Origin of the sequence: Nonomuraea sp. NPDC052129, assembly GCF_040680095.1 — a bacterium.
Taxonomy (GTDB): Bacteria; Actinomycetota; Actinomycetes; order Streptosporangiales; family Streptosporangiaceae; genus Nonomuraea.
On the sequence record NZ_JBFAVX010000008.1, the window covers coordinates 42993 to 69039 of the forward strand.

25 protein-coding genes are annotated in these 26047 nt (G+C 69.4%); 9 read left to right on the forward strand and 16 right to left on the reverse strand.

Annotation, left to right across the window (positions count from 1 at the left end):
- Positions 1–105: 105 nt before the first annotated feature.
- The 6 genes from AB0L53_RS19940 to AB0L53_RS19965 all read right to left on the reverse strand — a co-directional run bounded on the left by AB0L53_RS19940 (position 106) and on the right by AB0L53_RS19965 (position 7594).
- On the reverse strand, positions 106–327 hold the full coding sequence (locus tag AB0L53_RS19940) for a hypothetical protein (protein ID WP_363995602.1): 222 nt from the start codon (positions 325–327) through the stop codon (positions 106–108).
- A 132-nt stretch (positions 328–459) separates the two neighbouring features.
- Positions 460–1443: a ketol-acid reductoisomerase gene (ilvC, locus tag AB0L53_RS19945; RefSeq protein ID WP_357950756.1), complete on the reverse strand. Its 984-nt coding sequence runs from the start codon at positions 1441–1443 to the stop codon at positions 460–462.
- A 22-nt stretch (positions 1444–1465) separates the two neighbouring features.
- Positions 1466–1990 carry an acetolactate synthase small subunit gene (gene ilvN / locus AB0L53_RS19950; RefSeq protein WP_225292071.1) on the reverse strand — a complete coding sequence of 175 codons (525 nt, stop codon included), beginning with the start codon at positions 1988–1990 and terminating at the stop codon, positions 1466–1468.
- Entirely contained in the window at positions 1987–3723 is a 1737-nt protein-coding gene (locus tag AB0L53_RS19955; protein WP_363995605.1) for an acetolactate synthase large subunit, read from the reverse strand. Before AB0L53_RS19955 ends, ilvN begins: the two co-directional genes overlap by 4 nt.
- A gap of 202 nt (positions 3724–3925) precedes the next feature.
- A complete protein-coding gene (locus AB0L53_RS19960; protein ID WP_363995608.1) occupies positions 3926–6559 on the reverse strand; it encodes an EAL domain-containing protein in 2634 nt (877 codons plus the stop codon).
- 237 nt (positions 6560–6796) lie between these two features.
- Complete coding sequence (locus AB0L53_RS19965; RefSeq protein WP_363995611.1) at positions 6797–7594, reverse strand: 2-hydroxyacid dehydrogenase; 798 nt, start codon at positions 7592–7594, stop codon at positions 6797–6799.
- 140 nt (positions 7595–7734) lie between these two features.
- Between AB0L53_RS19965 and AB0L53_RS19970 the strand changes: the two genes are divergently transcribed.
- Positions 7735–8808 (forward strand): PQQ-dependent sugar dehydrogenase, encoded by a 1074-nt coding sequence (locus AB0L53_RS19970; RefSeq protein ID WP_363995614.1) that lies wholly within the window; start codon positions 7735–7737, stop codon positions 8806–8808.
- Positions 8809–8880: 72 nt separating this feature from the next.
- On the opposite strand, the gene AB0L53_RS19975 is transcribed toward AB0L53_RS19970, so the two are convergent.
- The 3 genes from AB0L53_RS19975 to AB0L53_RS19985 all read right to left on the reverse strand — a co-directional run bounded on the left by AB0L53_RS19975 (position 8881) and on the right by AB0L53_RS19985 (position 13235).
- Positions 8881–10647: a VanW family protein gene (locus AB0L53_RS19975; RefSeq protein ID WP_363995617.1), complete on the reverse strand. Its 1767-nt coding sequence runs from the start codon at positions 10645–10647 to the stop codon at positions 8881–8883.
- Between the two features lie 354 nt (positions 10648–11001).
- Positions 11002–11664, reverse strand: a complete 663-nt coding sequence (locus AB0L53_RS19980) for a response regulator (RefSeq protein ID WP_358178501.1) — start codon at positions 11662–11664, stop codon at positions 11002–11004.
- The gene (locus AB0L53_RS19985; protein WP_363995621.1) at positions 11661–13235 is read right to left on the reverse strand and encodes a sensor histidine kinase; all 1575 of its coding nucleotides are present in this window, start codon (positions 13233–13235) and stop codon (positions 11661–11663) included. The genes AB0L53_RS19980 and AB0L53_RS19985 overlap by 4 nt, the downstream gene beginning before the upstream one ends.
- 167 nt (positions 13236–13402) lie before the next feature.
- Between AB0L53_RS19985 and AB0L53_RS19990 the strand changes: the two genes are divergently transcribed.
- From AB0L53_RS19990 to AB0L53_RS20010, 5 genes are all read left to right on the forward strand, one after another.
- Positions 13403–14377: a tripartite tricarboxylate transporter substrate binding protein gene (locus AB0L53_RS19990; RefSeq protein WP_363995624.1), complete on the forward strand. Its 975-nt coding sequence runs from the start codon at positions 13403–13405 to the stop codon at positions 14375–14377.
- Complete coding sequence (locus tag AB0L53_RS19995; protein WP_363995627.1) at positions 14377–14895, forward strand: tripartite tricarboxylate transporter TctB family protein; 519 nt, start codon at positions 14377–14379, stop codon at positions 14893–14895. Before AB0L53_RS19990 ends, AB0L53_RS19995 begins: the two co-directional genes overlap by 1 nt.
- Entirely contained in the window at positions 14896–16422 is a 1527-nt protein-coding gene (locus tag AB0L53_RS20000) for a tripartite tricarboxylate transporter permease (RefSeq protein WP_363995630.1), read from the forward strand.
- 95 nt (positions 16423–16517) lie between these two features.
- Positions 16518–16676, forward strand: a complete 159-nt coding sequence (locus AB0L53_RS20005) for a VOC family protein (protein WP_363995633.1) — start codon at positions 16518–16520, stop codon at positions 16674–16676.
- A 41-nt stretch (positions 16677–16717) separates the two neighbouring features.
- A complete protein-coding gene (locus AB0L53_RS20010; protein ID WP_363995636.1) occupies positions 16718–16966 on the forward strand; it encodes a VOC family protein in 249 nt (82 codons plus the stop codon).
- A 367-nt stretch (positions 16967–17333) separates the two neighbouring features.
- Here AB0L53_RS20010 and AB0L53_RS20015 read toward each other — a convergent pair whose 3' ends face one another.
- Positions 17334–17669, reverse strand: a complete 336-nt coding sequence (locus AB0L53_RS20015) for a hypothetical protein (protein WP_363995639.1) — start codon at positions 17667–17669, stop codon at positions 17334–17336.
- 203 nt (positions 17670–17872) lie between these two features.
- On the opposite strand from AB0L53_RS20015, the gene AB0L53_RS20020 reads away from it, so the two are divergent.
- Positions 17873–18103 carry a hypothetical protein gene (locus tag AB0L53_RS20020; protein ID WP_363995642.1) on the forward strand — a complete coding sequence of 77 codons (231 nt, stop codon included), beginning with the start codon at positions 17873–17875 and terminating at the stop codon, positions 18101–18103.
- Between the two features lie 92 nt (positions 18104–18195).
- On the forward strand, positions 18196–19212 hold the full coding sequence (locus AB0L53_RS20025) for a hypothetical protein (protein ID WP_363995645.1): 1017 nt from the start codon (positions 18196–18198) through the stop codon (positions 19210–19212).
- A 66-nt stretch (positions 19213–19278) separates the two neighbouring features.
- Here AB0L53_RS20025 and AB0L53_RS20030 read toward each other — a convergent pair whose 3' ends face one another.
- On the reverse strand, positions 19279–20193 hold the full coding sequence (locus AB0L53_RS20030; protein ID WP_363995648.1) for a TIGR03564 family F420-dependent LLM class oxidoreductase: 915 nt from the start codon (positions 20191–20193) through the stop codon (positions 19279–19281).
- Positions 20194–20278: 85 nt separating this feature from the next.
- Here AB0L53_RS20030 and AB0L53_RS20035 point away from each other — a divergent pair, with 85 nt between their 5' ends.
- A complete protein-coding gene (locus AB0L53_RS20035; RefSeq protein WP_363995650.1) occupies positions 20279–20881 on the forward strand; it encodes a TetR/AcrR family transcriptional regulator in 603 nt (200 codons plus the stop codon).
- A gap of 24 nt (positions 20882–20905) precedes the next feature.
- Here the strand turns inward: AB0L53_RS20035 and gatB are convergent, their stop codons facing one another.
- The 5 genes from gatB to gatC are packed head-to-tail and all read right to left on the reverse strand — an operon-like array spanning position 20906 to position 25948.
- Positions 20906–22393, reverse strand: coding sequence for an Asp-tRNA(Asn)/Glu-tRNA(Gln) amidotransferase subunit GatB (gene gatB, locus AB0L53_RS20040; RefSeq protein WP_363996246.1), 1488 nt, complete (start codon positions 22391–22393; stop codon positions 20906–20908).
- Positions 22394–22407: 14 nt separating this feature from the next.
- Entirely contained in the window at positions 22408–22992 is a 585-nt protein-coding gene (locus AB0L53_RS20045) for a hypothetical protein (protein ID WP_363995653.1), read from the reverse strand.
- The gene (locus tag AB0L53_RS20050) at positions 22989–24131 is read right to left on the reverse strand and encodes an AAA family ATPase (protein WP_363995656.1); all 1143 of its coding nucleotides are present in this window, start codon (positions 24129–24131) and stop codon (positions 22989–22991) included. The genes AB0L53_RS20045 and AB0L53_RS20050 overlap by 4 nt, the downstream gene beginning before the upstream one ends.
- A gap of 30 nt (positions 24132–24161) precedes the next feature.
- Positions 24162–25652 (reverse strand): Asp-tRNA(Asn)/Glu-tRNA(Gln) amidotransferase subunit GatA, encoded by a 1491-nt coding sequence (gene gatA / locus AB0L53_RS20055; protein ID WP_363995659.1) that lies wholly within the window; start codon positions 25650–25652, stop codon positions 24162–24164.
- Positions 25649–25948, reverse strand: a complete 300-nt coding sequence (gatC, locus tag AB0L53_RS20060) for an Asp-tRNA(Asn)/Glu-tRNA(Gln) amidotransferase subunit GatC (protein WP_101787882.1) — start codon at positions 25946–25948, stop codon at positions 25649–25651. The genes gatA and gatC overlap by 4 nt, the downstream gene beginning before the upstream one ends.
- Positions 25949–26047: the final 99 nt, after the last annotated feature.

The window sequence follows — 26047 nt, forward strand, 5'->3', positions numbered from 1 at the left end:
CGAGCCGAGTGAGCGGCAAGACATATCAAGTGATCTAGTCAATCTCGGCAGCTATCGCCCTTGCGGCCGCCCTCTCCCGCATGACACAAAGGAAGGTCCGCCGCGTTACTTCAGGACCCAGAGCGCCCAGAACGGGCTGTCCCAATCGCAGTCCCAGTATTCGTGGTCCCCGGAGTAGTCGTAGCCTGCTTCCTCGCACTCCGCGAGGTTCCTGTGGATGCTCCTGATGTAGCCGACATCCGCGCTCGCGGACACGCTGGTGCCGAGTGTCGCCGCCATCGTCAGGGTGGCCGCTGACACCACCACGCTCATGACCTTGTTCCGCATGGAGAACCTGCCTTCGCTTGGTTACGCGAAGAGCGTCGCACCGGAGGCTTCCGTAACTCTTCTCAGCAACTTCCGGCCAAGCACAGGCCGAGCCCGTGGCGCGAAGCGCCACGGGCTCGGAAAGCGAGCTTGTCAGGCCTTGAGCCAGCTCATCATCGGGCGCAGCTTGGCGCCGGTCTTCTCGATCGGGTTCTCGGCCAGCTCCTCGCGGTGACGCGTGAACTCCTTCTGGCCGCCGTCGAACTCCTCCACCAGCTGCCGGGCGAACGTGCCGTCCTGGATCTCGCCCAGGATGCGGCGCATCTCGGCGCGGGTCTCGTCGGTGATGACGCGCGGGCCGCGGGTGTAGCCGCCGTACTCCGCCGTGTCCGACACCGACCAGTACATCTTCGAGATGCCGCCCTCGTACATGAGGTCGACGATCAGCTTCATCTCGTGCAGGCACTCGAAGTAGGCCACCTCGGGCTGGTAGCCGGCCTCGATGAGCGTCTCGAACCCGGCCTTGATCAGCTCCGACACGCCGCCGCACAGCACGGCCTGCTCACCGAACAGGTCGGTCTCGGTCTCCTCGGTGAACGTGGTGCGCAGCGCCCCGGCCCGGGTGCCACCGATGCCCTTGGCGTACGACAGAGCCAGATCCAGCGCCTTGCCCGAGGCGTCCTTCTCCACCGCCACCAGAACCGGCACACCGCGCCCGGCCTCGAACTGCCGCCGCACCAGATGACCCGGACCCTTGGGCGCGACCATGCACACATCGACACCCTCAGGAGCCTCGATGAGGCCGTAGCGGATGTTCAGGCCGTGGCCGAAGAACAGCGCGTCACCCTCGACCAGGTTCGGCGCGACGTGCTCGGCGTACAGGTGACGCTGGATGTGGTCCGGCGCCAGGATCATCGTGAGGTTCGCCTCCTCGACCGCCTCCGAAGGCGTCAGGACGCGCAGACCGTCGTTCTCGGCCTTCTCCCGGCTCTTGGAACCTTCCGGCAGGCCGACGCGCACGTCGACACCCGAGTCACGCAGGGAGAGCGCGTGGGCGTGGCCCTGGCTGCCGTACCCCAGCACGGCCACGTGACGCCCCTGGATGATCGAGAGGTCGGCCTGGTCGTCGTAGTAAATCTCGGTCACTTGCATAAACCTTTCAGGCGGTACGGTCCAGTGCCCTGAGGGACCGGTCGGTGATGGAACGGGCGCCGCGGCCGATGGCCACCATGCCCGATTGGACGAGCTCCTTGATCCCGAACGGTTCGAGCACCTTGACGAAGGCCTCGAGCTTGTCGGGAGTGCCGGTGACCTCGATGGTCACGGCGTCGGCCGCCACGTCGATGCAGCGGGCGCGGAAGAGCTGGACGAGCTCCAGCACGTGCGAGCGGCTGTCGGCGTCGGCCTTGACCTTCACCAGCATGAGCTCGCGCTGCACGGACTGGGTCGGGTCGAGCTCGACGATCTTGAGGACGTTCACCAGCTTGTTGAGCTGCTTGGTGACCTGCTCCAGCGGCAGCTCCTCGACACTCACGACGATGGTCATGCGTGAGATGTCGTCGTGCTCGGTCTGCCCGACGGCCAGCGAGTCGATGTTGAAGCCGCGCCTGCTGAACAGCGCGGACACCCGCGCGAGGACGCCCGGCTTGTTCTCGACAAGCACAGAAAGCGTATGCCTGCTCATTCTTCGCTCTCCCACTTCGGCGCCATGTCACGGGCGATCTTGATGCTGTCGTTGCTCGTGCCCGCCGCGACCATCGGCCAGACCATCGCGTCCTGGTGGACCACGAAGTCGACCACGACGGGCACGTCGTTGATCTCCATGGCCTTCTTGATGGTCTCGTCGACGTCTTCCGGCCGCTCGCAGCGCAGACCGACACAACCATAGGCTTCCGCCAGCTTGACGAAGTCAGGGATGCGGCGCTTCGACTGGAGGTTGGTGTTGGAGTAGCGCTCGTCGTAGAAGAGCGTCTGCCATTGGCGGACCATGCCGAGATTACCGTTGTTGATGACCGCGACCTTGATCGGCACCCCCTCCAGGGCGCAGGTGGCGAGCTCCTGGTTGGTCATCTGGAAGCAGCCGTCGCCGTCGATGGCCCACACCGTGCTGCCCGGCTGCCCCATCTTGGCGCCCATCGCGGCCGGCACGGCGAAACCCATCGTGCCGAGGCCGCCGGAGTTGATGAATGTGCCGGGGTTCTCGTAGTCGATGAACTGCGAGGCCCACATCTGGTGCTGTCCCACGCCCGCCACGTAGTAGGTGTCGGGCCCGGCGATGGCGCTGAGCCGCTCCATGACGTACTGGGGGGCCAGCGACCCGTCCTCGAACTCCTCGTAGCCGAGCGGGTAGGTCTCCTTCATGCCGTTGAGCAGCTTCCACCAGTCGGCGTAGTCGCCCTGCTGGCCACTGGCCTCGACGGCGGCGATCAGGTCGGCGATGACCTCCTTGCAGTCGCCCACGATCGGCACGTCCGCGTGGCGGTTCTTGGAGATCTCCGCCGGGTCGATGTCGGCGTGGACGACCTTCGCGTGCGGCGCGAACGTCGAGAGCTGGCCGGTCACCCGGTCGTCGAAGCGCACGCCCAGGCCGATGAGCAGGTCGGACTTCTGCAGCGCGCCGACGGCCGTGACGCTGCCGTGCATGCCCGGCATGCCCATGTGCTGGGGATGGCTGTCGGGGAACGTTCCGCGCGCCATCAGCGTGGTGACGACCGGAATGTTGGCGAGCTCGGCCAGCCTGAGGAGTTCGGGCGAGGCGCCCGCCTTGTGCACGCCGCCGCCCACGTAGAGCACCGGGCGCCTGGCCTCGGCGATCAGCTTCGCGGCCTCGCGGATCTGCTTGGAGTGCGGCCTGGTCACGGGGCGATAGCCGGGCAACTGCATGGTCGGCGGCCAGCTGAAGGTGGTGTCGGCCTGCAGCGCGTCCTTGGAGATGTCGACCAGCACCGGACCGGGACGGCCCGTGGAGGCGATGTGGAAGGCCTCCATGATCGTGCGGGGGATGTCCAGCGGATCGGTGACCAGGAAGTTGTGCTTGGTGATCGGCATGGTGATGCCGGAGATGTCGGCTTCCTGGAAGGCGTCCGTGCCGATGGCCGCGCTGGCCACCTGGCCGGTGATCGCCACGATCGGCACCGAGTCCATGTAGGCGTCGGCGATGGGCGTGACCAGGTTCGTCGCACCCGGTCCGCTGGTCGCCATGCAGACCCCGACCCTGCCCGTGGCCTGAGCGTATCCCTCGGCCGCGTGGCCCGCGCCCTGCTCGTGCCGTACGAGCACGTGCCGGACCTTGGTCGAGTCGTACAGGGGATCGTAGGCGGGCAGGATGGCGCCGCCGGGGATCCCGAACACAGTGTCGACTCCCACGTGCTCCAGCGCCCTGACCAGGGCCTGTGCACCTGTCATCCGTTCGGTCATCGGCTCGTTCCTTGCGTGGCTACACCTTAAGGACATAAAAAATGCCCCATCCACCCGAGGGTGGGAGTGGGGCGGCGCGCAGGCTGTAGTGCTTCGCTATCGGCCTGCGCGCCGGCGAAGTACTACGAGGATCTCACTGCGAAGCATGGCCACACCTTAGCCCCTGTGCGGGCCCTGATGTCAACTTCTTGGGACAGATGTCTCAAACCGTGAGACTGGTCCTCATCAGCGAGTCCACTCCGCGAGCCGCCATCGGGCGCGCCACCAGGAAACCCTGGCCCCTGGTGCAGCCCATTTCCCGCAGGAGTTCGAGCTGCTCGGGGCGTTCGATGCCCTCGGCCACCACGATGAGGCCCAGGTCGTGGCCGAGCCGGACGATCGTGCGGGTGAGCAGGGTCAGGGTCTCGTCGCGGCCCAGCCCGGACACGAACGACGGGTCGATCTTGATCATGTCGACCGGGAGCTGCCTGAGGAACGCCAGCGAGGCGTAGCCGGTGCCGAAGTCGTCGATGGCCAGGCGTACGCCCAGAGCGCGCAGCTCGGACAGCCGCTTGACCGTCTCCTCGGCGTCCTCGACGAGCATCTCCTCGATCACCTCAAGGGTGAGGGCGGAGGCGGGCAGCCCGCTCTCGGCGAGCGCCTCCTCGACCGTCTCGACGAAGCGCGGCGCGGTGATCTGGCGGGCCGACAGGTTGAGCGACAGCCCGATGTCCCAGGAGGAGGCCCGCCAGGCGGCCACCTCGCGGCACGCCTCGTGCAGGATCCACTCGCCCAGCGGCACGATCAGGCCGGTGTCCTCGGCCGGGCCGAGGAACTGGTCCGGCGGGACGAACTCCGAGCCGCGCCACCACCGCACCAGCGCCTCCACCGCGGTCACCCGGGAGGTGGCCAGGTCGACGACCGGCTGGTATTCGATGGCGAACTGGTGCTCGATCAGCGCCCGCTGCAGGTCGGCCGCCAGCTCCAGCCTGCGCACCACGTCGGCGTGCATCTGCGCGGCGAACACCTCCACCCGGCGCCCGCCCAGCTCCTTGGCCCTGGCCATGGCCACGTCGGCGTTGCGGATGAGATCGCCGGAGGGCATGTCCTCCTCGACGAAGGCCACCCCTACGCTCGCGGTCAGCGCCACGTCACGGTCGGCCACCCGGAACGGCTCCTGCGAGACCGCCCTGACCAACCGCTCGGCCAGGTCGACCGCCGGTTGCGCCTCACCGCCGGTCTCCAGCAGCACCGCGAACTCGTCGCCGCCCCACCGGGCGAGCGTGTCGTCGGGGCGTACGGCCCCGCGCAGCCTACGCGCGGCCTGCCCGAGCAGGTAGTCGCCGCTGGCATGGCCCACGGAGTCGTTGACGGAGGTGAACCCGTCGAGGTCGAGGAAGATCACCGCCACGTGGCCGGACATCCGGCCGGACAGCACCTCGCGCGTGCGCTCCTCGAAGTAGGAGCGGTTGGGCAGCCCGGTGACGCCATCGTGGAAGGTCAGGTGGGCGACCTGGTTGCGCAGGGCCTCCTCGTCGCTCACGTCCCGGGTGGTCACCAGCAGCTGGTCCTCACCGCCCACATGGCGGGTGGCGACGGACTCGGTGGGCCGCCAGGTGCCGTCGGCCGCGCGCACGCGGCAGGCGATCAGACAGGCGCCGGACGTGGCGCCCTCGTCGTCGAGGCCCATCGCGTTCAGCGCGGCCTGGATGCCGGGGACGTCTTCGGGGTGGATGTAGTCGAAGATCGACCCGCCGACGAGATCTTCGGGGCGGTAGCCGTAGGTCACCTGCATCCCGGCGCCGATCTCGTACATGAGACCGTCGTAGTCGCAGATGAACACCACGTCGCCGGTGCTCTCGGCCAGCTCCCGGAGCTGCCGGTCGCCGAGCGAGACCTTCCTGCGCAGCCGGATGTTGGCGGCGGCGAGCACGAAGAGGCGTACGACCAGGAGCAGGACCACCGAGGCGATGAGCACGACGACGCCGGTGACCGGCGTCTGTGGCTGGCCGCCCACCAGGTGTACGAGCAGCGTGCAGGTCGCGACCGCGACCAGCGCCATCGGCACCGTCGCGATCAGGTTGCCGATGCCACTGCCGCTCGCGCGGGTCTGCGGCTCGGCGGGGCGCGGCCCCCAGGGCACGGCGGCCAGGAGCAGGAACGCGACGGGCGCGATCATGATGCTCCACGTCGGCGGCACACCGCCGGTGAGGCGCGCGGTCGCGGCCGCCACCCCGGCGACCGAGGTGGTGGCGAGCACGCCGGTGCCCGCGAGGCCGAGCGGCCAGGCCGCGGTCCTGCTGGTGATCACGGAGGGGATCACGGCGCAGGTCACCAGCAGCGCGATCATCGGTGGCAGCATGGCGAAGGTGAACATCGCCGGGTCGGCGGCCTCGGCGTAGACCTGCCGCAGCGCCACCACCCAGGCGATCACGAAGAGTGAGGCGGCGCACAGGTAGGCGCCGGTGACGTGGCGCAGCACCACGGTGGCGGGCAGCCTGCGCCGGGCCGCGATGAGGACGCCGCCCGCGGTGAGCACCACGCCGAGCAGCACGAGCAGGTCCGCGAAACTCACCGCGACGCTGGAGGTGTCGGCGATCGGACGCACCCCGACTCCGGCGGCCCAGACGATGGCGCCACTGCCCATCCAGCGGGCGCCCATCGCGGTCGAGCGGTGCTCGTTCAGTTTGACCGAGGCGACGAGCAGGGAGATCGCGGCGAGCACCGCCGCGAGGAGTCCGGAGATCGCGCCGGTGAGCAGAGCCGGGCCGCCCGCAAGGAGCGCAGCCGCGAACCCCGCCGCACCGAACGCCGCCGCGGCGGTCAGCGGTGCCCGTGGATCACGCCAGCGGATCACAGTCGTTAGCCCATCCCGTCTCGAACGCTGTCCAGTGATCGCCGAAGTCCGGTCGATCACATCGCCAGTGTGTGCGTTTGCGGGTGTGCGGGTGGTGACAACAGCGATGTCGTCACCGATCTGATAACCACACAGACCAATTGCCCCGAAGATTCACTTGACAGCGAGTCAGGAATCCTCAATTAGAGGCAACCGTACGCACCGAAGGTCACGGGCCAGCCACGTTCCGGAATCCTCTCAATACGTGTCGGTGATGATGTTGTTCAGCTGCTCACCGGACAGGTAGCGGAGGAGCTGCGAGCGCATCAGGCGCAGCATGCGCCGCCCCGACGCGGGGGTGCTGCCCGCGATGTGCGGGGTGATCAGGAGGCCGGGCGCGCTCCACAGGGGATGGCCCGCCGGCAGGGGTTCGGGGGCGGTCACGTCCAGGGCCGCCCGCAGCCGGCCGGTCTTCAGCTCCGCGACGAGGGCGTCGGTGTCGACGACGCCGCCGCGCGCCGCGTTGACCAGCACCGCGCCGTCCTTCATCCGGGCCAGGGACCCGGCGTCGACCATCCCGGCGGTCTCCGAGGTGGCGGGCACGAGGAGCACCACAACGTCGGCGGCCGGGAGCAGCGCGGGCAGTTCGTCGAGGGGATGCACGCCGTCACGCGCGCTCCTGGCCACCCGGACGACCTCGACCTCAAAACCGCCGAGCCGCCGCTCCAGCGCCGCCCCGATGGAGCCGTAGCCCACGATCAGCACGGTGGAATCGGCCAGTACGTCCGTGTGGTGGTAGGTCCACTCCCCCTGGCGCTGCGCGTCGACGAACCCCGGGAACTCCCGCAGCACCGCGATCATCGCGCCGACCGCCCACTCGGCAGTCCCGGCGTCGTGCACGCCGCGCGCGTTGCACAGCACCGCGCCGTCCGGCATGTGGGGCCGGTACGGTTCCACGCCCGCGGTCACGGTCTGTACGAGGCGCAGCGAGGTCATCGCGGCCAGCAGGCCCGGCACGTCCGGCACGGTGACCAGCGGCGGGATCCACACCTCCACCTGGCCTACACCCTCGGGAACTGGCCCCGTACCGTCATAAATGTCGCATTCCACTCCGGGCAGATCGGTCAAAACCCTGGCAACGGCATCAGACGGGACCCAGATCCTCATGCCGAGAACCTTACGGCTAGGGAGGAAGTATGAACCACATGAGAAAGCTCATGACCCTGATGCCGCTCGCCCTGCTGACCGCTGTGCTGACCGCCTGCTCCAGTGCCGGAGGGGCGGTGCCGGACGCGGCCGTCGCCGCCGCGCCGCCGCCCGGTGAGCCGAAGACGGTGGCGCGTGATCTGGCGGTGCCGTGGGGGATCGCCTTCGTCCCAGGCGGCGACGCGCTGGTGACCGAGCGCGACACGGCCCGGCTGCTGCGCGTGACGCGGGCGGGCCAGGTCGCCGAGGTGGGCCGCATCGCCGGGGTCACCCCCGACGGCGAGGGCGGGCTGATGGGCGTGGCGGTCAAGGGGGATCAGGTCTTCGTCTACTTCACCGCCGCCGACGACAACCGGATCGTCCGCTACCGCTTCACCGGCGACACCGTGTCCGACCCGAAGGTCATCCTGCGGGGCATCCCCAAGGGCGCCATCCACAACGGCGGCCGGCTGGCGTTCGGGCCCGACGGCTTCCTGTACGCCACCACGGGCGAGACGGGCGACCGGCAGCTCGCCCAGCGGCGTGACTCCCTCGGCGGCAAGATCCTGCGCATGACGGTGGACGGCGCCCCCGCGCCCGGCAACCCGTTCGGCACGCTCGTCTACAGCCTGGGCCACCGCAACGTCCAGGGCTTGGCCTGGGACCCGGCGGGCCGGTTGTACGCCTCGGAGTTCGGCCAGAACGCCTTCGACGAGGTCAACCTCATCAAGCCGGGCGCCAACTACGGCTGGCCCGAGGTGGAGGGCAAGGGCGACGACCCGAGGTTCGTCAACCCGATCATCACCTGGCCCACGTCGGAGGCCTCACCGTCCGGCGCGGCCTACGCGGCCGGCTCGCTCTGGGTGGCCGCGCTGCGCGGGGAGCGCCTGTGGCAGATCCCCCTCAGCCAGGACGGCTCGCCCGGCACGCCGGTCGCCCACTTCACCGACACGTACGGCCGGCTCCGCGGCCTGGCCACGGCCCCCGACGGCACGCTGTGGCTGTCCACCAGCAACAAGGATGGCCGGGGTGAACCCAGGGACGGCGACGACCGCATCCTGTCCGTGAACCCAAGTCGCTCCTAGCCGCCAGGTTCCCCCAGGCAACCCAGCCACGACGGACCGCCTTCATCCGCTCCCCCGAAGGGGGTATCCGCGCTAGTTACCAGCGACGCACGTGGTCTGCGCCTGCGGCCGGTACTTCGTGGTCAGCTTCTTGTCCCGCTTGAGTTCCTTGCCGTCCTTGATGAACACGCGGGTCACATCGATCGTGAACCCCTGCTCGCCGACCGTGGCCATGCACCCGGGGGCGGAGCTGGTCTCGCGGCGGAAGGGGGTGAAGTCCCGCTTCTCCGACTCGACAGCGTCGATCTTGTCGTACCGCTTGGTGCTCCACAGCTGCACGGAGACCGAGGTCCCGGTCGACACCGTCTTGATCAGCACGCCGAAGTCGGAGTCATTGCGCCACTTGAGGTCCAGGTCCGGGTACAGCAGGGCGGCGTCACGACCGGCCGGGTAGCGGGCGGCGTGGTAGTCCATCGGCGTGTGGGAGACGTCGTCGAACCCGCCGAAGAAGGCCGCGTTGTACATCGTGGTGGCGAACTGCGAGACACCGCCGCCGACGATGGGCACCATCCGGCCGCCGACGATCTGCCCCGCCTGGACGTAGCCGCCCTCGACGGTGCGCTCGCCCACGGCCTCGTTGAGCGAGAACGTCTCCCCCGGCTTCACCAGGTAGCCGTCGACCTGGGCCGCCATCCGCTGGATGTTCGTCACGCGGGGCAGGCAGCAGTCGAAGGTCGTGGTGAACTCGGCGATGTTCGTCTTGATGCCGAGCCCCGTCACCTCTTCGGTGGTCACCTTCGGCGGGACCACCGACAGGGTCACGGGGATGATCCGCGCGCCGTTGCCGCTGACCACCTTGGCCACGTCGCGGGCCAGCTGCTTGGCGTCGATCCCCCTGCCGCGGTGGGCGGGGACCAGCACTGGCTTGCCGTTGACGATCTGGTAGGTGGCGTCCTGCGGCGCCTGCGCCGCGTCGACGAGCTTGCTCTCCACCGAGGAGAGCGCCGCCGCGGCGTTGAACTGCGGGGTCAGCCCGCCCTCGTCGTCGGAGACGAAGGTCAGGTTGGCGGCGATCACGGCCGGGAGCAGCTGGGCCTGCTTGGCGCCGAGCTTCAGCGTGAGGGGCGCGGCGACGGCCCGCTTGGCGGCGGCCTCGGCCTGCTTGAGGGCGGTCGGCGTGGTGTCGGGCTTGGCGGGCCTGAGCGTGAGGACGGCGGAGTCGCCGCCGCGCAGGAAGGCGTCGGTGATCACGCGGACGGCGTCGGGCCGATCGATCACCACGCCGTCGCGCGGCTCCGACGAGACCGGCTGCCCGTTCTTGAAGGCCACCCGGCCGTCGCGCGGCTTCTTGTCGTAGGTCTCCGCCAGGCCCTCGACGGTCCTGGACAGCTGGGAGGAGTCGATGGTCATCTTCGGCTGGAGCTCGGTGGTGCCGGTGAGCCCCTTCCACACCTCGACCGGGCCGGGGAAGCCGCTGGGCGCCTGCCCGATCGTGCTCACCACGTCGAGCTCAAGGCCGGCCTCGTCGGCCTGGATGGTCTCCTTGCGGCCGGCGATGTCGACGACGACGGGCTTGTTCAGCTTGGCTGCGAGCTCGGTGCGGAGCTTGTCCGCCGCCTGCGTCACAGTGAGCCCGCCGATGTCCACCCCGGCCACGCGCGTGCCTCGCAGTACGGACCCCGACATGAGTACGGCCGGTACCAGGTACGCCAGCACGGCAAGGATCACCACGAGCAGCACCAACGCGGGCAGGAGGCGACGGCGGCGGGGCGGCTCCGGGTCGATGAAGGCGGGCAGCCGCTCGGAGCCGGAAACACCGAACACGGGGGCGGGCGGTTCCTGCCAGCGCCCCTCGTTCACCGGCCACGGCTGGGGCGGAGGCGCCACCGGCGGCAGAGCGCCGCTGCCGTTCTGGCCATTCTGGCCGTTCTGCCCGTTGGATCCGTTCGCAACGCTCGGAGTCGCCGGCCGGGGTTCCGGCTGACCGGGCGGCCCGAAGATGTCACGGGAAACTCCCGGGGGCAAGCCCTCGACCCGTGGCTTCTTGCTACCGCCTGACATGGGCAGAGGCACTGAAGCGAAAGGGTCGGTCGGCGATTCGATCGGTCCGGCGTTACGCACGCCTCAATCTCCTCCCGCTCCGCAGCCACATCCTCAGGCAACAGTAAGGCACGCGCATTGGGATATGTCACGAGAAATGACTACGGAAGTGTGTCAACCTAGCCACCGGTAGCGATGTTCGGGGCGTCCGGCCGTACCGTACCGGGGCCTGAGTTCGGCGTGCCCGGCGACGCACAGGTATTCGAGGTAACGGCGGGCACTGACGCGGGACAGTCCCGCGAGCGAGGCGGCCTCGGCCGCCGACAGGTCGCGACCGCAGGTCCGGAGGGTGTCGGCGACCAGCGCGCACGTCGCCGACGACAGGCCCTTGGGCAGCGGCGCCGCGACGGGCTGCGTGCCGAAGAGCCGGTCGACGTCGTCCTGGCGGGCCTCCGCGCCGATGGCGGTGAGCTGCTTGCGGGTGTCGACGTACTGCTGGAGCCGCTCGGTCAGCGCGGCGGCGGTGAACGGCTTGATCAAATAGTTGACCGCGCCGCCGCGCATCGCCTCCCTGACCGTGGACACGTCGCGTGCGGCGCTGATCATGAGGACGTCCACGTCCTGCAGCGCCTTGAGCACCTCAAGTCCCGACATGTCGGGTAGGTAGATGTCGAGCAGGACGAGGTCGGGCCGGAGCTCGGCGGCCATGGCGAGCGCGGCGGCCCCCGTGTGCGCGGCGGCCACCACCCGGAAGCCGGGCACCCGCGCCACGTAGCCGCTGTGGATGCGCGCCACCATGAAGTCGTCGTCCACGACCAGCACCCGGATCTCGCTCATCGCACCCGCTCACGAACCGGTGCCGGCAGCAGGGCCGTGAACACCGCGCCGTCCGCGTTGCCCACCTTCACCCAGCCGCCCCTGCGCAGGCATGCCTGCCGGGTCAGCGCCAGGCCGAGCCCGCGTGGCCCCGAATGGGCGGCCTTGGTGGTGAACCCCTCCCTGAACACCTCTTCGACCAGGTCCGGAGCGATCCCGGGACCGGAGTCCCCGACCCGGACGTGCAGCCCGTCGGCGTCGGTCAGCACCGACACCTCAATCGTGCCCGTGGCCCCGTCGAGCGCGTCGATCGCGTTGGCCACCAGGTTGCCGACCACCAGGACCGCGTCCTGCGGATCGCCCAGCGCGCCCTGCTCCACGGCGGAATCCTCGGACAGGACCAGCAGGACGCCGCGCTCGGCCGCCTCCGCCGACTTGGCCAGCAGCAGCGCGGCCAGCGTCGGGCACTGGACGCGCTCGCGCAGGTCGGTGATGTACGTGCCGCGGGTGGTGCTGGTGATGAAACCGATCGCGGCCTCGTGCTCTCCCAGTTCGAGCAGGCCGACGACGGTGTGCATGCGGTTGGCGAACTCGTGCGCCTGCGCCCTGAGCGCCCCGGTGGCACTGCTGGTGTCGTCCAGCTCGCGAGCCAGCCGGACGAGCTCGGTGCGATCCCTGAGGGTGACCACCCAGCCGCGGTGCTGGCCGCGTACGGAGACCGGGGTGCGGTTGAGAACCAGCACCCGCTCGCCGTGCAGCACGATCCGGTCCTCCCCGGGGTCGGCGCCGCCGAGCACGTCGCGCATCCGCTCGGAGACCGGCATCTGGGTGAGGTCCTCTCCCACCTCGCCGAGCAGTTCGCGGGCGGAGTCGTTGACCAGCGTCACCCGGCCCGCGAGGTCGAGCGCGAGCACGCCCTCCTTGACTCCGTGCAACACGCCCTCGCGCTGCTCCAGCAGCGCGGCGATCTCGCGCGGCTCCAGGCCGAACGTCTGCCGACGCACCCGCGCGGTGATCAGCGCCGCGGCGGCCAGACCGGACAGCAACACGGCCAGCGCGGTCCACACCAGCGGCGGCAGCGCGCCGGCCAGCTGGCCGGTGACCGTGGTCTGGAGCACGCCGACGGAGACCAGGCCGATGACGTCGCCGTACTCGTCGAAGATCGGCGCCTTGCCCCTGACCGTGGTGCCGATCGTGCCGGTTTCGGTGCCGACCCAGCTCTTGCCGGTGTTCAGCACCGTGGTGCCGTCGGTGGACAGCCGCTTGCCGATCAGCGCGGCGTTGGGGTGGGCGTACCGGGTCTGCTCGCGGTTGGCGATGACCACATAATCGGCGCCGGTCGACTGCTGCACGCTCAGCGCGAGCGGCTGCAGCACATTTTGCGGATCCTTGACATTGAACGCGGCCCGGACCTGAGGCAGACCCGCCACGGACTGGGCGATCGCCAGCGCTCGCTGCTGGTGCAGCGAGTCCAGTTGCGCGCGCGTGTGCTCGGCCCACACGCCTCCGGTGCCTCCGACGGCTAGCAGCACGATGACCATCTGGAGCACGAACAGCTGGGTTCCGAGGGAGGCGTCACGTACCCGTCTCACCGCACCATGGAAACATGCCGAGGTCACAGGGGGGTTGCGAGGGGGCGCGAGGGGGATTGCGACCAATACGACCTATATGACGGCTATCGTGAAAAGGGTCGACTCCATCGGCAACGGACTTCACCATCCAGTATTCCGTAACGTGAAATCCCCCCTTTGGAGTGATCATGCGTCTCCGCATACTCGCCGCCGTCGCGGCGCTCTCCGTCGCCGCGGTGTCCGGCTGCGGCGCCGGCTCAGGTTCTGACGGCGGAGGCACGGGCGCGCTGCGCATCATGGCTCCCGCCTCACCGGGCGGCGGCTGGGACCAGACCTCCCGTACGGCCGAGCAGGCGCTCAAGTCCGTCGACCCGAAGCGCAAGGTCGAGGTGTTCAACGTGCCCGGCGCGGGCGGCACGATCGGCCTGGCCCAGCTGGCGGGCGAGAAGGGCAACGGCAACCTACTGATGACCATGGGCCTGGTCATGGTGGGCGCCATCGAGCAGAACAAGTCCAAGGTCACCCTGGCCCAGACGACGCCGATCGCCAAGCTGACCGAGGAATACGAGATCATCGTGGTCCCGGCGGCCTCCCCGTTCAAGTCGGTGGCCGACCTGGTCGCCGCCTGGAAGGCCGACCCGAAGAAGGTGTCCATCTCCGGCGGCTCGGCCGGCGGCACCGACCACATCGCGGCCGGGCTGATGGCCAAGGCCGCGGGCGTGGACCCGAAGCAGGTCAACTACATCGCCCACTCGGGCGGCGGCGAGGCCCTGAACGAGCTGCTCGGCAACAAGGTGAGCGCGGGCATCTCGGGCGTCGGCGAGTTCGCCGAGCACGTGAAGTCCGGCAAGCTGCGTGCGCTGGCCGTGACCTCGGCCCAGCGGCTGCCCGACCTCGACGCGCCCACGCTCAAAGAGTCCGGCCTGGACGTGGAGCTGACCAACTGGCGCGGCTTCGTGGCGCCCGGCGGGCTCGACGAGGCGGCCAAGAAGTCGCTGACCGACCAGGTGACCAAGATGCACGACTCGCAGGTGTGGAAGGACGCGGTGGCCAAGAACGGCTGGATCGACTCCTTCCAGACCGGTCAGCAGTTCGCCGACTACCTCAACGCCGAGCAGACCAAGGTCAAGGCCATCATCGCCGAGCTGGGTGTCGTCTCCTGATGTCCGAGACCACAACCTCTGAGGGCGAGAAGCGGCGCTGGCGGTGGCGGCCCGAGCTGGGGTTGGCCGTCATCGTGCTGGCGCTCGGCGTGTTCGTCGTGCTCGGGACGCTCGACGTGTCCGCCGCCGCCTCGCAGCTCGGCATCGGGCCGCGCTTCTTCCCGATGCTGGTGGGCTGCTCCATGATCGCCATCGGCCTGTTCTACGTGGCCGACGTGCTCAGGGGCGGCAGCGGCGACCCCGAGGAGAGCGAGGACGTCGACGTGGACGCCCCCGCCGACTGGCGCAGCGTCGGGCTGGTGAGCGGGATCTTCCTGGCGTTCACCGCGGTGCTGAACGTGCTCGGCTGGATCATCGCCGCGAGCCTGCTGTTCTTCGGCCTCTCGGTGGTGCTCGGCGCGGAGCACAAGCTGCGCGCGGCGGGCGTCGGGGTGGTCCTGGGGATCGCCACGTACCTGCTGTTCGTCAAGGGCCTGGGCGTGTCACTGCCGGGTGGGCTGCTGCGGGGGGTGATCTAGGTGGAATCGTTCCAGCTGCTGCTCGACGGCTTCGCCGGGGCGCTGACGCCGATCAACCTCATGTACGCGCTCATCGGCGTCACCCTCGGCACCCTCGTCGGCGTACTGCCCGGCATCGGGCCCGCCATGACCGTGGCGCTGCTCCTGCCCATCACCTTCACCGTGCCGCCGACCAGCGCGTTCATCATGTTCGCCGGGATCTACTACGGCGGCATGTACGGCGGCTCGACCACCTCCATCCTGCTCAACACCCCCGGCGAGTCGTCCTCGATGATCACCGCGCTGGAGGGCAACAAGATGGCCCGGCGCGGGCGGGCGGCGCAGGCGCTGGCCACGGCGGCCATCGGCTCGTTCGTGGCGGGCACGATCGCGACCGCGCTGCTGGTCGTGGCAGCCCCCGCCGTGGTGAGCTTCGCCATCTCCTTCGGGCCCGAGGACTACTTCGCGCTGGCGATCCTGGCCTTCACCGCCGTGTCGTCGGTGCTGTCGCGCTCGGTCGTGCGCGGGCTGGCCTCACTCGGGTTCGGCCTGGTGATCGGGCTGATCGGCATCGACCAGCAGACCGGCCAGGCGCGGCTCACGCTCGGCCTGGACCAGCTGCTCGACGGCGTGGACGTGGTGGTCGTGGCCGTCGGACTGTTCGCGCTGGGCGAGGCCCTGTACGTGGCCTCGCGGCTGCGCCACTCGCTGCCCGAGGTGGTACCGGTCGGGCGGGCCTGGATGGGGCGTACCGACTGGCGCCGCTCGTGGCTGCCCTGGCTGCGCGGCACCGCGTTCGGCTTCCCGTTCGGCGCGCTGCCCGGCGGCGGCGCCGAGATCCCGACCTTCCTGTCGTACGCGGCCGAGAAGCGGCTGGCACGCGGCGTGGCCAAGGAGGAGTTCGGCAAGGGCGCCATCGAGGGCGTCGCCGGCCCCGAGGCGGCCAACAACGCCTCGGCCGCCGGGACCCTGGTGCCACTGCTGACGCTGGGCCTGCCCACGTCCGCGACGGCCGCGATCCTGCTGGCCGCCTTCCAGCAGTACGGCCTGCAGCCCGGACCGCAGCTGTTCGACCACAACCCGGCCCTGGTGTGGGGCATGATCGCGTCGCTGTTCATCGGCAACACGATGCTCCTCGTGCTGAACCTGCCCCTGGCGCCGCTGTGGGCTCGTGTGCTGCGCATCCCCCGGCCGTACCTGTACGCGGGGATCGTGCTGTTCGCCGCGCTCGGCGTGTACGCGCTGAACGGCTCGGTGGTGGACCTGGTCGCACTCTTCCTGCTGGGCCTGCTGGGGTACGCGATGCGGCGCTTCGGCCTGCCGGTCGCCCCGGCTGTCATCGGCCTGATCCTGGGACCGATGGCGGAGATCCAGCTGCGCCGAGCGCTGGCCATCGGCGGGGGCGACGTGACGACGCTGGTGCGCAGCCCCATCGCGGTGATCCTCCTGCTGCTCTCCCTGGCCGCCCTGCTCGCGCCTCTGTTCAGGAAGCTGATGGAACGGCGCCACGTCGAACCGGCCACGCCCGCGTCCCGGGAGGAGGACTAGGCGGCGGTCCTGTGGGATTTCCTCTGGGGCTCCACTGGCCTGTCCGAACCGGTGGAGCCCCGTTTATGTCGTGCCAGCCGGGCATCATGGCAGGCATGGCCGTGAAGATACAGGTGTCGTTCGACTGCGCCGACCCCGACAAGCTGGCCCGGTTCTGGGCCGAGGCGCTGCGCTACCGGCTGGAAGAGCCCCCGCAGGGCTTCGCCACCTGGCAGGACTACTGGCGCGCCCGGGGCTGCCCGAGGAGGAGCTGACGGGCGACGGCGGCTACGACTCGGTCATCGATCCGGCCGGGGTGGGCCCGCGGCTGTGGTTCCAGAAGGTGCCCGAAGGCAAGGTGCTCAAGAATCGCCTCCACCTCGACCTGTCCGTCACCTCCGGGGACCGGCCGGTGGAGGTCCGCCGGGCCCAGCTCGACGCCGAGGCCGAGCGGCTGGTCGGGCTGGGGGCGACGCTGTCGAAGGTGCTCGTGGTGGAGGGCCTGCCCGACTACTACGCGATCACCCTGCTCGACCCGGAGGGCAACGAGTTCTGCATCAGCTAGGGCCGCAACGCATGTGGTGAAATACGGGCCTCGGCTGGTGGAGGGTGGCTCCGCGCTGTCCCTCCGCCCGCAGACATCGGGACTGCAAGCCAACGAGTCACGGGGCCACCGACCCGGCCCGCCACAACGGGGGCGACGCAGCGGGCCGGGCAGCTCATGTGCCGAACATGTTGTGTGCTCGGCAGTTGTGAACGAGAGCCGACTGCCAAGCCAGCGCTGACGATCCGGCACAGTGGCGAATCGAACTTCATCGTCTGGGCGCTCGACAACCGCGGATAGCCCACTGAAAAGATCAATGTATTCGAGGTAACGGCGGACGTCGGGCCCGTGCCGTGCCCGCGGCACCACTCCAGGCACGGCACGGCCATCAGTGCTGCCCCGTCATCGCGAGGTACATGCCAATCGACGGGCGAAGCCGGGACAGCGCGACCGCCTCGGCGAGAGCCTCGCGGAGGTCCTCCTGGCCGTCGACGCCGTCGAGCAGCTCGACGATCTCGGCGGCCAGATCGGGCGTGAGCACGAGATCAGTGTCGAACGCACAATCGAAGATGCCGAATGCGTCCATGCGGATCATGGGCGGCTCGTCCATCCACTCCACGTTCGGCTGCTCCAGGAACACGGACATGTAGCTCCCGTCCTGGATCAAGTCGGCGACGCGGCACTGGTGCCGCTCGATGGCCTCCGGGCCGCGGTGCACCAGCATCTCGCACCAGGTTGGGCAGCGGCGAATGGGATAGCTCTTCATCGAGCACCGCCCACCATGTCGAATCGGGGATCAAGGGCCTGCTTCGGTGTTCCGGCACCGGGCGGGCCCGACCTGGGTTGAGCTGGTCGTACACTCCCCACCGTACCGAAATCAGGTGCACTCTCTTTCAGCGCGCGCCGAACGCGCATACACTGACGCTCATGTCCGACCTCACTGCGCGTCCTCGGCCGCTCGCTATGAGCGACGTCGCCACCCTGCTCAGCGTGAGCGTCAACACCGTCAACGCTTGGCGCAAGCGCGCGGCCGGGGCCAAGCAGGTGGAGCCCTTCCCGCCGGCCGCCGGCAAGGTGGCCAACATGGACTACTGGTGGGAAGACCAGATCCTGGCGTGGGCTCAACGGACCGGGCGCACAGCGGACTCGGCCAGGTAGTACGGCAACACCTCGCGTTTTCACACTCCCCATGGAAGTCGAGGCGCAGAGGTGATCAAAGACGTCGACAGGGGTCTTCAGGAGGGGCGCTCGTGGATCGCCGAGAGTTCCTCATCCTCGCCGGGGCCGAACTGCTGCTCCCCGTCTACGAATGGCGGATCAACCCCGAGCCGTGGATCGCCGCTCAACAACGCGGTCGCCACGTCGGCACCGCCCTCGTCGCCGAGCTTCAACAGCTCATCGCCGCCCGCCGACGGATGGACGATGAGCACGGCGGGGCGGTGCTGCTCGACGCGCTGCACGCCGACTTCCGGTTCGTCACCGAGCTGCTGAAGAACGGCACCTACTCGGCGGACGTCGGCCGTGGCCTGTACGGCACGGCCGCGGAGATAGCCCGCCTCGCCGGGTGGGCGGCGTTCGACTCGGGCCAGCACGCCGCCGCCCAGGCGTACTACCTCGCCGCGCTCCGCTCCGCGTCTGCGATCGGTGACCGGGCACTCGGCGTGAACATCGTCGGGTTCATGGCTATCCAGGCGTACGCGACCGGACGCCTCACCGACGCGACCAAGCTCATGGACACCGCCGCGGCGGAGGCGGCCCGGATTCCGGAGGTCGTGCAGGCGATGACCTGGGCCCGGGTCGGCCGGGCGTACGCGAAGGTCGACGACCCGGCGACCGCGCGGGCCGCGCTCACCCGGGCCGGTGCCTTGCTCAACCGCGCGGTGTCGGGGGACTCCCCGCCGTGGGCGTACTGGCTGGACGAGGCGCGTATCACGGCGCAGCTCGGCCGCGCGCTGTACGACCTGGGGGACTACGCGGGCAGCGAGCGCGAGCTGGTCGCCGCCGCCACCTCATACGGGGATCGCTACCCGCGCGACCGGGCGACATGGCTCGGCCGGGTGGCCACGGCCCAACTTCGACGCGGGCGGATGGATGAAGGGTGCGCGACCGCGCGGACCGTGGTCGACCTGCTCGCAGACCAGGCGGACACCGACCGTGGCATGAGGCTGCTCCGGACGTTCCGCGCGGAGCTGGCCGCACGCGGACCCTCGACAACCGCCCGGGAGTTCGACGACTACGCCGCCCGTCGTCTCGCTTCCGCTTCGTAGCTTTGGGCAGGGCACAACGAGTTCACACGGTGGCTGCGCCGTCTTGGCCCCGGCCGGGCGGTCGTCCTAGGTACCCGTGGCGAGGGCGGCGACCGCCTGGATGGTGCGGTGCTGTTCCTCGGCGGTGCCGAACGGAGCGGCGAGATACTCCGTGACGCCCGCGTCCGCCAGCCTGCCGATCTGCTCGGCCACGGCCGCCTCGTCGCCCACGATGACCACGTCCTGCGGTCCGGCCGCGCCTTCGCGGTCGAGCATGGCGCGATATTCCGGCACCTGACCCGCCAGCCCGAACTGCTCCGCGACCCGCCCGCGTACCCCGGCCTCGTCGTCCGTCACGCACACCACCAGTCCGGCGATCACCCGGGGCGCGGGGCGTCCGGCGGACTCGGCCGCCTTGGTGACGGACGGCACGATGTGCCCGGCCAGCGTGCGCGGGCCGGTCATCCACGTCACCACGCCATCGGCGAGCTCTCCTGCCAGCGACAGCATGGCCGGGCCCATCGCCGCCAGCAGCACCCGGGGCGGCGCCGCGCCGGGCACGGCGGCCGTGCCCGAGGCGGTGAGCAATTCGCCGTGGTGCGCCACGCTTTCGCCTCGTAGCAGAGGTCTCAGCACCGACAGGTATTCGCGCATCCGCCGTACGGGCTTGTCGGCGGGCAGGCCGTACATCGACTCGACCATCATCGCGATCCCTGCGCCGATCCCGAGCGTGAGGCGGTTGCCCGTGGCGGCCTGAACGCTGAGCGCCTGACCGGCCAGCACCAGCGGATGGCGCTGCGGCACCGGGACGACGGCCGTACCGAGCGCGATGCCCGGCACCCGCCCGCCCACGGCGGTCAGCGCGGTGAGCGCGTCCCAGCCGAGCGCCTGGCTGGCCCAGGCGGTGCTGTAGCCGAGCTCGGCGGCGGTCCTGACCTGCTCGGTCAGCTCCTCCAGCGTCGCGGGACCGCGTACGTCGCCGACGGCGATTCCGATCTTCAAGTGTTCAACTCCCCATTAGCGGAGAACTTCTCCGGTTCGATACGATAGGGAGAACCTCTCCAGTTAGCAACCAAGGAGCCGTCAGATGATGCGGGCCGACGCGCTGCGCAACCGCGAGCGGATCGTACGAGTGGCCAGGGCCGTCTTCACCGAGCACGGCCCCGACTCCTCGCTCAACCAGGTGGCGCAACGGGCCGAGGTTGGGCCGGGCACCCTCTACCGGCATTTCCCGACGCTGCAGGACCTGCTGGTGGCAGTGATCAAAGACGACGTGGCGGCACTCTGCGCACGGGGGCAGGCACTACTCTCCGACGCGTCTGCGCAGGCCGGGGTGTCGGCGGATGGGGCGTTGAGGGCGTGGCTGCGGGCGGTGGCCGTACACGCGACGGCCATGCGTGGACTGGTGGCGACACAGCTAGCCTCCTGGCCCGCAGACGGTGCGCTGGCGGCCTGCCACGAGGAGATCACCGCCACCGGCGCCGCGCTGCTCGACCACGCCCGCCGCGCCGGCTCCGCACCCGAGGGGGTCGAGATCACAGACCTGCTCCGGCTGGCCAACGCGATCGGCTGGGCCAGCGAACAGTCCCCCGGCGACGAAGACCTCATCGACCGCCTGCTCAACCTGGTGACGACCACCTCGGCCCGGGGCGATACCAAGCCAAACAGGCCCCGCCACCTCACTCGGTGACGGGGCCTGAGTCGATCGGATCGCCTACTCGGAGACGCCCAGCTTCTCCAGGATCAGCTCGCGGGCCCGAGCGGCGTCGGCCTTGCCGCGGCTGGCCTTCATCACGCCGCCCACCAGCGCACCGGCCGCGGCGATCTTCCCGGAGCGGACCTTCTCGGCCGCGTCGGCGTTGGCGGCGAGGACCTGGTCGACGATCGCCGACAGCTCACCCTCGTCGTTGACGATCTTCAGCCCGCGCTGCTCGACCACCTCGTCGGGCGAGCCCTCCCCGGCCAGCACGCCTTCGAGCACCTCGCGCGCCAGCTTGTCGTTGAGCGCGCCGGAGGCCACCAGTTCGGTGACGCGGGCGATCTGCGCGGGCGTGATGGGCAGGTCCGCCAGGGCCACAGCGGACTCGTTAGCGCGCCGCGCCAGCTCGCCCATCCACCACTTGCGTGCGTCGGCCGCCGGCGCGCCCGCCGCGACCGTAGCCTCGACCAGGTCGAACGCGTCGGCGTTGTGCATGGCCTGCATGTCGAGGTCGGACACCCCCCACTCGGCCTGCAGCCGCTTGCGCCGGACCGACGGCAGCTCGGGCAGCGCGTCCTTGAGCGTGGCCACCCAAGCCGGGTCGGGCGCGATCGGCACCAGGTCGGGCTCGGGGAAGTAGCGGTAGTCCTGCGCCTCCTCCTTGGACCTGCCGGGCGTGGTGACGCCGGTGTCCTCGTGGAAGTGCCTGGTCTCCTGGATGATCCGGCCGCCGTCGGCGAGGATCGCCGCCTGCCGCTCGATCTCGCTCCGCACGGAACGCTCGACGCTGCGCAGCGAGTTGACGTTCTTGGTCTCGGTACGGGTGCCCCACTCGGACGAGCCGCGGGGCATGAGCGAGACGTTGACGTCGCAGCGCATGGAGCCCTCTTCCATGCGCACGTCGGAGACGCCCAGCGAGCGCATGATCTCGCGCAGCTCGGTCGCGTACGCCTTGGCCACCTCGGGCGCCAGGCTCTCGGTGCCCTCGATCGGCTTGGTGACGATCTCCACCAGCGGGATGCCGGCGCGGTTGTAGTCGACGATCGAGTAGTCGGCGCCCTGGATGCGGCCGGTCGCCCCGCCCACGTGGGTGGACTTGCCGGTGTCCTCCTCCAGGTGCACCCGCTCGATCTCGACGCGCACGGTCCGCCCGTTGACCTCGACGTCGAGGTAGCCGTCGAAGCAGAGCGGCTCGTCGTACTGGGAGATCTGGTAGTTCTTCGGCATGTCCGGATAGAAGTAGTTCTTCCGGGCGAACCTGCACCACTCGGCGATCGAGCAGTTCAGCGCCAGGCCGATGCGGATCGTCGACTCGATCGCGACGGCGTTGGCCGTCGGCAGCGAGCCGGGAAACGCCAGACAGGTCGGGCAGACCTGGGTGTTGGGCGGGGCCCCGAAGGTCGTCTTGCACCCGCAGAACATCTTCGACGCGGTGCCGAGCTCGACGTGCGTCTCCAGCCCGAGCACCGGCTCGAACCGCGCGAGGGCTTCGTCGTACGGCATGAGCGTAGGCGTGCTCACAGGTAACCAAGTCCTTTCAATACGTTCGCCGTCTCGGCGACCCAGGCGGCATACGCCGGGACCTGCCTCAGGACGTCGAGATCGATATTTCTGCCTATGTGTTCGAAGTAATCGCGGACTGGCCGGTTCTGCTGCGCAACCACCTGGTCCAGGACCCGTTTAGGGTCGGGAATCCTCTCAACGTCTCCCGCGCTGACGGGAAGCGGACGGAGGTCAATTCCTTTGAACCCTGACCATACCTGCCGATCGGCGAGCAACCATGCCTCGGTCTCCTTCACCGGAATTAAGCCGATCACGGGGAGGGACAGCCGGTTCTGCACGGCTTCCGCCTTGCGGCGCTCTCGATGATCGTTGTGTACAAAGAGCACATGACAATCGCTCGCGAGATCCGTGAGCGCCTTGGCCACCCGCTCCTGTTCTCGGATGGACCGGCAGGAAGCGATCACGGCCGGTTCGACGTCCACCGCAGAGCGACCGGACGTCCAGGTGAGTTCACGCAACTGCCTGAAGATCAGCATCCCTAGGAAGATCTCATCAGTCTCTCCCTCGGCGACCAGACCTGGAACCAATGAACGGCTCATCCGGGCATCTCCACCGCGCTGAGGTATCTCCGCACCTGCCGAGGGGAGACGAAGGTACCGGGCTCCCCTTCGGCTCGAACGGGCTTGGCGATGGTGACCCGTGACATCCGCTCATGCTGTGGATCTACCCGAGCCGCACTGTCCAAGAAGACCAACGCGCTCGGCTGAAGCCGGTACAGCTCAGAAACCACCACGGGTGAGTGCGTCGTGAGAATCACCTGGCGCAAGGGCCGATGTACGGCTCGGGGGTCATTGAGATCGGTCACCAATCGCTGAATGCGGCGAAGCAGCTCCGCGAGGCGACTGGGGTGAAGACCGTTCTCGATCTCTTCAATGAGCAGCACCCCGGGATGGTCCGGATCATGCAGGGCCGCCAGCAGTCCCAGAACTCTCAGGGTGCCATCGGACAGGAGAGTGCTGGACACTTGCCCCTGACCGTCCACCAGTAGGTCAAAGGACCATTCCTGTCGACGTTCGTCAAGGTAGGGCATCACGCCGATTACATCCGGGACGAGAGCCACCAGATCCAGGGTGAGTTGGTGCAGCACCTCCGACTCCCTGAATCTGCCCAGCACTGCGGCCAAGTTGGACCCATCCGAAAGGAGCGGGCGACGGTCGGCTGATGGCGCCACGGCCCGCATGGCCCGCGGATCCGGCTCGTACCAGCGCCAATCGACAGCCTCGGCGGCCTCCATGGGAGGAAATCCCTGGAGATCCACCGTGAACTCGTCGACCTCGCATCGGGCCTTCACCGCTTGCGGCAGGCGATCCAGTTCCTCAGGCTCCCAGGGGTAAGGGTCGAACCGCTCTACAACAGGGTCCGTCGGGTGGTGCCCCACGGTATCCAGGTGGACCGGCCACAAGCCAGAGGAATGCTCCGTGAGCAACATCAGACGGATGTGGAAGCTGGCGCTCGTCTCACCTCTGGCGGGCTGATGGAACAACTGGTGAGCACGACCGCGCTTGGCCGTGAGCAACGCGTCCTGCCCCGTGCGGGCCGTCGCCGCAACGAAGTCCAACGCGTCTAGCAAGTTGGACTTACCACTCGAATTCGGACCGACCAGAGCAAGGAACGGCGGCACGTCGAGCTCGAAGTCCAGGAAGGACTTGAACCCGTCGATCTCGATGCGCGTGAGCACGCCGCCGTCCCCTCTCCCTACAACGTTTCCCTACAGCGCCGGAGCCTTGGACAGCAGGCTGCCGCCCCAGCGACTTTCCAGGGCCTGCTCGACCGCGGCACCGACCCGGTAGCAGCGGTCGTCGCCCAGCACCGGGGCCATGATCTGCAGGCCGACCGGCAGCGCGTCCTCGTCGGCCAGGCCGCACGGTACCGAGATGGCCGCGTTGCCCGACAGGTTGGACGGGATCGTGCACAGGTCGGCGAGGTACATGGCCATCGGGTCGTCGGCGCGCTCGCCGATCGGGAACGCCGTCGTCGGCGTCGTCGGCGACACCAGCACGTCCACCTGGTGGTAGGCGGCCTCGAACTCGCGTGAGATGACCGTGCGGACCTTCTGCGCCTGGCCGTAGTAGGCGTCGTAGTAGCCGCTCGACAGCGCGTAGGTGCCGAGCATGATGCGCCGCTTGACCTCAGGCCCGAAGCCGGCGGCCCTGGTCAGCGCCATGACCTCCTCGGCGCTGCGGGTGCCGTCGTCGCCGACGCGCAGGCCGTAGCGCATGGCGTCGAAGCGCGCCAGGTTGGAGGAGCACTCCGACGGCGCGATCAGGTAGTAGGCGGGCAGCGCGGTCGAGAACGACGGGCAGGAGACCTCGACGACCTTGGCGCCGAGCGATTCGAGCAGCTCGACGGCCTCGTGGAAGCGGGCCAGCACGCCGGGCTGGTAGCCGTCGCCGCCGAACTCCTTGACCACGCCGATGCGCATGCCGGAGATGTCGGCCTGCCGGGCGGCCTCGACCACGGACGGCACGGGCGCGTCGATCGAGGTGGAGTCCATCGGGTCGTGCCCGGAGAACGCCTCGTGCAGCAGCGCCGCGTCGAGCACGTTGCGGGCGAACGGGCCCGGTGTGTCGAGTGAGCTGGCGAACGCGATCAGGCCGTAACGCGACGAACCGCCGTAGGTCGGCTTCATGCCCACGATCCCGGTCACGGACGCGGGCTGCCGGATCGAGCCGCCGGTGTCGGTGCCGGTGGACAGCGGCGCCTCGTACGCGGCGACGGCGGCGCTGGAACCACCGGACGACCCGCCAGGAATCCTGGACAGGTCCCACGGGTTGCGCGTGGGGCCGTAGGCGGAGTTCTCCGTGGAGGAGCCCATGGCGAACTCGTCGAGGTTCGTCTTGCCGAGGATGACCAGGCCGGCCGCGCGCAGGCGGCTCGTGACGGTCGCGTCGTACGGCGGGCGCCAGCCTTCGAGGATCTTGGACGCGGCCGTCGTCGGCATGTCGGCGGTGGCGAAGATGTCCTTGTGCGCGATCGGCACCCCGGCCAGCGGGCCGAGCCGCTCACCGGCGCCCAGCCGGGCGTCGACGGCCCTGGCCTGCTCGACGGTGGTCTCGCGATCGACGTGCAGGAAGGCGTTGACCTTGGGCTCGACCTCGGCCATGCGGTCGAGATGCGCCTCGGCCACCTCGACGGCCGAGACCTCGCCACCGGCGATCAGCGCGCCCAGCTCGGCGGCGGTCTTGTGGATCAGGCTCATGCCTCCTCCCCAAGGATGCGCGGCACCCGGAAGCGGTCGTCCTCGACAGCCGGCGCGCCTGACAGCGCTTGCTCGGGCGTCAGAGACTGTCGCACCTCGTCGGCGCGGAAGACATTGGTCAGCGGAAGCGCGTGCGACGAAGGCGGAACGTCCTCGGCGGCGACCTCTGCCACCTTCGCGACCGACTCGATGATGGCATCGAGCTGCGTGGCGTAGTGGTCGAGTTCGTCGTCGGTGAGGGCCAGCCTGGACAACCGGGCCAGGTGTGCGACCTCGTCGCGGGTTATGGCGGACATGAGTCGTGTAACCCGTTTCGTGGATGGAGTTGGGACACTGTCATCCTAGGGGCCTTGACGCAGCGGGACCGAACCGTTAACCCTCGCCACAGGGGTTTC